Annotated in this window: 9 protein-coding genes and 1 pseudogene; 2 read left to right on the top strand and 8 right to left on the bottom strand. The window is 35.0% G+C overall.

Going from position 1 to position 6062, the window contains the following annotated elements; all coding sequences use genetic code 11:
* A pseudogene (locus Q0Q96_RS05190) lies at positions 1 to 467 on the top strand (class I SAM-dependent methyltransferase); the annotation flags it as partial.
* On the opposite strand, the gene Q0Q96_RS05185 reads toward Q0Q96_RS05190, so the two are convergent.
* Complete coding sequence (locus Q0Q96_RS05185) at positions 468 to 656, bottom strand: hypothetical protein (protein ID WP_293872170.1); 189 nt, start codon at positions 654 to 656, stop codon at positions 468 to 470. It abuts the pseudogene before it with no gap.
* 78 nt (positions 657 to 734) lie between these two features.
* On the opposite strand from Q0Q96_RS05185, the gene Q0Q96_RS05180 reads away from it, so the two are divergent.
* A complete protein-coding gene (locus Q0Q96_RS05180) occupies positions 735 to 1118 on the top strand; it encodes a nucleoside triphosphate pyrophosphohydrolase family protein (RefSeq protein ID WP_293872169.1) in 384 nt (127 codons plus the stop codon).
* Positions 1119 to 1840: 722 nt separating this feature from the next.
* On the opposite strand, the gene Q0Q96_RS05175 is transcribed toward Q0Q96_RS05180, so the two are convergent.
* Genes Q0Q96_RS05175 through Q0Q96_RS05145 form a run of 7 tightly spaced genes read right to left on the bottom strand, consistent with a single transcriptional unit; the run spans position 1841 to position 6001 of the window.
* Positions 1841 to 2707, bottom strand: a complete 867-nt coding sequence (locus Q0Q96_RS05175; protein ID WP_293872171.1) for a TerC family protein — start codon at positions 2705 to 2707, stop codon at positions 1841 to 1843.
* A 25-nt stretch (positions 2708 to 2732) separates the two neighbouring features.
* Complete coding sequence (locus tag Q0Q96_RS05170; protein ID WP_293872168.1) at positions 2733 to 3104, bottom strand: DNA topoisomerase IV; 372 nt, start codon at positions 3102 to 3104, stop codon at positions 2733 to 2735.
* A 48-nt stretch (positions 3105 to 3152) separates the two neighbouring features.
* A complete protein-coding gene (locus tag Q0Q96_RS05165) occupies positions 3153 to 3725 on the bottom strand; it encodes a DUF1572 family protein (protein WP_293872167.1) in 573 nt (190 codons plus the stop codon).
* Positions 3715 to 3936 carry a DUF6095 family protein gene (locus tag Q0Q96_RS05160; protein WP_293872166.1) on the bottom strand — a complete coding sequence of 74 codons (222 nt, stop codon included), beginning with the start codon at positions 3934 to 3936 and terminating at the stop codon, positions 3715 to 3717. Before Q0Q96_RS05160 ends, Q0Q96_RS05165 begins: the two co-directional genes overlap by 11 nt.
* Positions 3937 to 3939: 3 nt before the next feature.
* The gene (locus Q0Q96_RS05155; protein ID WP_293872165.1) at positions 3940 to 4431 is read right to left on the bottom strand and encodes a hypothetical protein; all 492 of its coding nucleotides are present in this window, start codon (positions 4429 to 4431) and stop codon (positions 3940 to 3942) included.
* Between the two features lie 16 nt (positions 4432 to 4447).
* Entirely contained in the window at positions 4448 to 5284 is an 837-nt protein-coding gene (gene murQ / locus Q0Q96_RS05150; RefSeq protein ID WP_293872164.1) for an N-acetylmuramic acid 6-phosphate etherase, read from the bottom strand.
* A 48-nt stretch (positions 5285 to 5332) separates the two neighbouring features.
* A complete protein-coding gene (locus Q0Q96_RS05145) occupies positions 5333 to 6001 on the bottom strand; it encodes a ZIP family metal transporter (protein ID WP_293872163.1) in 669 nt (222 codons plus the stop codon).
* Positions 6002 to 6062: the final 61 nt, after the last annotated feature.

The following is a 6062-nucleotide window of genomic DNA, read 5'->3' as shown; positions in this document are numbered from 1 at the left end:
CCGAGACTCTAAAAGTAGACTATAACATAGACTTGAATGAATTGTTAAACGTGAGAACTTTTTTAGATCATAATCGGATTTGGGAAGAACCACTTCATAAAACGCATAACCGAGTTAGTACTTCTACTGGAGCTTTTGCTCATAGAGGACAACGAATTTCCAATAATGAAGTTGAAGAGAACTTATTAGAACATTTGAAAAAATGGTCGCCATTTGTAGAAAAATTTGGTTTGCTGTTGATAGAATTACACACCATTGCACCAAACTTAACCGCCGCCAACATCGGATTAACTCCCGCAACTGCCTATGATGCTACTCATGGATTTTCGGATCAATATATTGTTGAAATTGAAGTATTGCACAAAATAGCTGCCGAAGTAGGATTGTTTTCAGATGGAAAGGTTTTTACTAAATTTCCTAATTCAGAATTGGCCACAGTGAGCGTGAATCTATTTAAAGGAAAATAATTAGTGCTTCATCATTACTTTTATAACAAACAGCAACGCTATAAACAGCAAAAATGCTAATAAAATCTTATAACTGCCTTTATATACCTTTTGATGCAGCGCTTTGTCTTTTCCGTACGCAAAATAAGTAGCGATTATAAATGCCACAAAAAAAAATGCGGCAAAAGTCCATTGACCTGTTGTGAACATTTATTTCAAATTTTCAACAAATTTACTCAAATGTATCCTAAAGTTGTAATTTGCAGCTACATTTAATTAAAAGATAAAATGCAAAAACAACTTAACGCAGTAAAAGAATTTCATACCGCTTTCGGGATTGGTGTAAGCCACGAGATGAAAGGTGATTTGGGAGATCAAAAAAATTGGCTTCGCTTTAATTTGATGAATGAAGAAAACGAAGAATACCTCGAAGCAGTTCAAAATAATGATTTAACCGAAATTGCCGATGCGCTAGGCGATATGCTGTACATACTATGTGGCACTATTTTAGAACATGGTTTGCAACACAAGATTGAAGAAGTTTTTGACGAAATTCAACGTAGTAATATGAGTAAGCTGGGCGAGGACGGTAATCCCATTTGCCGCGAAGATGGGAAAGTGCTCAAAGGACCAAATTATTTTAAACCTAGTTTTGAAGCTATATTAAAATAACCTAGTTATTCTTTAGAATTCCTATTGTAACTCGATAAATGCTGTCTCAAAAAAGCCCCAAACATCATATAGAAAAGACCAACAACCAAACGGTATGGGTGCAATACAGAATCTATATTTGTAAAAGCTATAATGAGCAAAATTAAATTTAATACAGTAACAAGGGTCAAGAAGACTAAAAGTAATTTTTTCATAATTTTTTACTCTATAAGTTAAGTTTTGAAAGAGATTGTGAAACAGCTAACAATTTAACTGGCAGTGTTAATCTATACCCATCTTTTTTCACTTTCTGTATTGCTACATAAATTATATTCAAATTTGGTTCTTTTATAGTTTACACAAGAAGAAATTAGGATTGCAAAAAATACTAGAATTACGGACTGTTTTTTCATCCTTTTAATTTAATATCCAAAGATCAATATAATCATAGGGACAAAGTTATTGTTATCGTCGTATAAATGACATCCTAGTAAACATTGTCCGACTTCTAATAAATCAGCATGACCTGTTGCCAAATTGAAGTTACTAGAATAAATACCATGCATTCCATTTTATAATGTAGGTAAATTAATACTTTTTTTGAAATAGCTTGACAATTTTTGTTATCAAATTGTTTATTAAAAATACGGATTATAATCGGAATATTAATAAGTTTAGAAAGTATATGTGAAGGGATTTTTTTCATTTTCAATGATTTTTTAATTACTGATTACGCAAAATTTTTAGTTGGTAATGTCTTTATCTTTCAACTTACTATCTATGATTTTGTTGTTGTGGAGCCTGACAACGTGTTTACTTTTCTTCATTCGAAGGTTTAAGAATTCTACAAACAGCGAGAAGAATATCGAGAAGTATAAATAACCTTTTGGGATGGTGCCTACCTGTGTGTCATCGCCAAATTTAAAATGGGCGAGGTGTGCACCTTCGGCAATCAGCATTACGCCAATCAGGATAAGGAAAGATAGACCAAGGATTTGTATGGTGGGATGTTCGTTTACAAATTTGGAAACTGGTCCGGCAAAAACCATCATTATTACTATTGAAATTATTACTGCCAATATCATAATTATTAAAGCGCCCTGATGACCAAAACCGCCACTGGCAGGTTCTTTCATATTGACCATGCCTATTGCAGTAAGGATGCTGTCAAAAGAAAAGACAATATTAAGTAACGCTATTTGTATGATAGCCGCAGCAATGCTGTTGCTGGCTTTTCCTTTTTCGCTTTCTTCTTCGCCTTCCATTTTATGATGAATTTCGGAAACAGATTTGTACAATAAAAACAAGCCACCTCCAAAAATGATTATGCTTTGCCCTGTAATATGGGCTTCAAAAAAATTCCAATTAATTGCTAAAAGGGTGTCTTGTAAACTCAAAACCCATGTAATTCCGAATAGTAAAATGATTCTAAACGCCATAGCCAACAGCAAACCAACGCGTCGGGCTTTAGGTTGATCCTCGGCTCTTAATTTTCCGGAAACGATTGACAGAAAAACAATATTATCTATACCGAGGATGATTTCGAGAAACGTTAAGGTTAGTAGGGCAATTAGTGCATTGGGTGTAAATAAAATATCCATAACATCGATTTTTTTTGGTTAATGAATAAGCGTTTTATTCATATTTTGTTACTACGCCACGTTCTTTTTTATTGCTTCCCACAAAGGAATATTCAAAAGTATAGGTATTATTTTTAGTAAACAAAATTTTCATACTGATGGCTTTTTCTTCTTTCATGTTTTTGGGATGCAGTTTTTGCAGAATAAATTCGCAATCATTAACCCAACGAACCGATGCTGTATCGGTTTTGCCGTTATAGGTTTCTATTTGAAGTTTACTGGTTCTGGTAAAGGTTGACGTATGTTTTTTGCCATTTATATTTTGGACAAATTCAAATTTTCCGGTTCTAAAATCTTTGCAGTTGCGCTGGTGGTTGTTGCAGGACACGAGCAGGATTGTGAATAGGAGAAGGGTTATTTTTTTCATAGTTAAGGTTACATTGGAGCGGTTTTTAAAACCAGTATGGTGTAGCAATTATTTTAATCGATTTAATTCATCATCGGTAAAATTCTTAATGCTTTTTTCTTTGATGAACTTATGGACATTATAACTGTCAGATTTGTTTTTTTGGATTGAAAGCGAATTCCATTGGGTTTGCTTTAGCATTTTGGTATAAAAAACTATCTGCCCAACGTGGTACGGATAATGCGCCAACTGACGGTTTATTGCTTCGACTACCGTATGACCTTCGTTTCTAATATAAATAATAGTTTGCAGTTGCTGGGGTGTTATCGCGTTTAGTGCGTTAAAAAAGCAATTCCAACCTTTATTCCAAACGTGAAGTACTTCCTCTTTGGTGGTTAGTGTTACTTGGAATTCGGCGTCCCGATTTCGCCACTCTTTTTCGCCATCCGAAGTTAAAAAATCTGTCCAGCGTGACAGCATATTACCCGAAAGATGTTGAATAATTGTGGCAATAGAGTTGGTATCCTCATTCACGGTAACAAATAGTTGCTCGGGTTCTAATTGTTCCATTGCTTTTTCTCCCAAAGTTTTGTAATATAGAAATTGCTTTTTTACGCTGTCGAGGTAGTCTTTATTTATCATTTTCGAACATTGCATCAGTGATATTTTTGATTCCTTTAAACATGCAGTATACCGCTAAAATACAAAGGCTAATGCCAACAGCCAAAACTAGATAGTGCCACATATTTTCCTTATTTTGAAAAGCATTATAAATGACACACGGACCAATAAACATCAATGGTAGCGCACAGAGTATGTTTTTAATTCCGTTGTCTAAAAGTTTTTTGTTCATTGTTTAAAACTTGATTTGAAGTCCAACTCCGTTTTGATTGACAAGGGCATTTATGTCAAAATTAGTGTTAGCAGCTGTAGTGTTTTTGAGTTCATCGTTATAGGACTTGACCGCTTCATTGATTTTTGAAGCTCTTCCTGAAAGTATGGGAATAGAAACCGCAATAGCACTTAAACCTGCATAAGTTAAAACCGTTGGATATTTGACATTAGAAAACAAACCAATTGCGAGATCCACAAGCGTCATGGCAGACCCTAGTCCTAAAAGTGTTCCACCAATGGCTTCTTTTGATTTGGCCTCTTTATACAATTTGACGGAATGAAGGTTTGAGGCAAATACTTTTTTCATTTCATAACTAGGAATTTGGGTTCCGTTAATGTAAAATCGTCCATTTTCTAGTTTAATTTCTTTGGTTTTATTTTTTTCTAATGTCAATCCTTGCGAAAAAGCAGAGAATCCAGTCAGTAGTATGAATACGGTAAGTATTTTTTTCATAGTTTAAATAGTTAAATTATTTTAGTTCGTCAGTTTTATTGGTTCGCTTATGATTGTCTACCGCTTTTCGAACGCTGCCATATTCTTGCAATAAGTCTGATGCTTGCTGATAATTCACTGGAATTTCGGTCATAATCATCTTAATGCCACGATCTACAAGTTTATCATTACTCAATTGCATGTCAACCATCTTGTTTCCTTTTACTTTGCCGAGCTGAATCATCGTTGTGGTTGAAATCATGTTCAAAACTAATTTTTGTGCAGTTCCAGCTTTCATTCGTGAACTTCCGGTTACGAATTCGGGTCCCACGACCACTACAACAGGAAAATTTGCCAGCAAAGCTATCGGACTTCCTTCGTTGCAAGTAATACAACCTGTAATGATGTTATTTTCGTTACACTTTTCTAAACCACCAATTACATAAGGCGTTGTTCCCGACGCTGCAATTCCTATAACGACATCCTTTTCTGAAATACTTAACTCTTGTAAATCAATCCAAGCTTGTGTAGTGTTGTCTTCGGCATTTTCTACCGCTCTGCGAATTGCTTTGTCCCCACCGGCTATAATTCCGTTAACCAAATCGAACGGGACGCCAAAAGTTGGTGGACATTCAGATGCATCTACAATGCCTAATCTTCCTGATGTTCCGGCGCCAATATAGAAAAGCCTTCCTCCAAGTTTCATTTTTTCCACAACTTTGGCAACCAACGCTTCAATTTGCGGCAACGCTTTTTCAATGGCAAGCGGAACTGTTTTATCTTCTTTATTAATATTGGATAACAAATCGGCAACTGACATTTTTTCTAAATGTTCGTAATGCGAGGCTTTTTCGGTGGTTTTAGTGAATGACATAGATAAAAGTTGCAAAGTCTCAAAGTTACAAAGTTTTTGCTAATTCCTTTACAATAAACTCGCCAATACAATTCCCAAAATAATCATTGAAACTTTAGCAATATTAAACTTGTGTCCCTCGCTACTTTCAAAGATAATCGTTGACGAAATATGAAACAAAATTCCAATAACAATTGCTGTTATTTGGGTATAATAGTGATTTAAAATAGGTAAATTATTGGAAGTTAAAGTTCCCAATGGGGTCATCACCGCAAAAGTCAGCATAAAGATAAAGAGTACTATTTTATTCAACTTGGCATTCAAAAAAAATGTTGTTAAGATTATGGCAATAGGTAAGTGATGAATGGCAATTCCGTAGGCTAAATCGTGATGATGTCCCACAGGAAATCCTTCAAGAAATGCGTGAATGCACAAACTAATGAACAACAACCATGGCATTTGCGTCATGGTATCATGTCCGTGCACGTGCCCATGTTCCGCACCTTTCGAGAAAAACTCTAAAACGATTTGGAATAAAATACCCAGCATGATAAAAAAACCAACGTTTTTTGTGGGACTTTGATACACATCGGGTACCAAATGCATAACTGTTAATGACAATAAAAACGAACCACTAAACGCTAATAACAACTTAAGATTTGTTTTAGCTTTTGGTTTTAAACCAATTGCAATGACGTAACCTAACAGCACTGATAGTAGAGGTAGAAAGTAGTTCATTTGTTGTTGATTTAGTTATTTTATTCCGTTGCGCTCTATACAGTTCGCCTTCGCCTCGGGT

The sequence above is a fragment of the Flavobacterium sp. genome (assembly GCF_025352015.1).
Lineage (GTDB): Bacteria > Bacteroidota > Bacteroidia > Flavobacteriales > Flavobacteriaceae > Flavobacterium.
Note: the sequence above shows the minus strand (reverse complement) of the source record. Positions and strands in the feature narration are given on the sequence as shown.

Coding starts and splice junctions, on each gene's coding strand:
- Q0Q96_RS05170 (WP_293872168.1), bottom strand. CDS start 3,104: ATGAAAAAAATAACCCTTCTCCTATTCACAATCCTGCTCGTGTCCTGC.
- Q0Q96_RS05165 (WP_293872167.1), bottom strand. CDS start 3,725: ATGATAAATAAAGACTACCTCGACAGCGTAAAAAAGCAATTTCTATAT.
- Q0Q96_RS05180 (WP_293872169.1), top strand. CDS start 735: ATGCAAAAACAACTTAACGCAGTAAAAGAATTTCATACCGCTTTCGGG.
- Q0Q96_RS05160 (WP_293872166.1), bottom strand. CDS start 3,936: ATGAACAAAAAACTTTTAGACAACGGAATTAAAAACATACTCTGTGCG.
- Q0Q96_RS05155 (WP_293872165.1), bottom strand. CDS start 4,431: ATGAAAAAAATACTTACCGTATTCATACTACTGACTGGATTCTCTGCT.
- Q0Q96_RS05145 (WP_293872163.1), bottom strand. CDS start 6,001: ATGAACTACTTTCTACCTCTACTATCAGTGCTGTTAGGTTACGTCATT.
- murQ (WP_293872164.1), bottom strand. CDS start 5,284: ATGTCATTCACTAAAACCACCGAAAAAGCCTCGCATTACGAACATTTA.
- Q0Q96_RS05185 (WP_293872170.1), bottom strand. CDS start 656: ATGTTCACAACAGGTCAATGGACTTTTGCCGCATTTTTTTTTGTGGCA.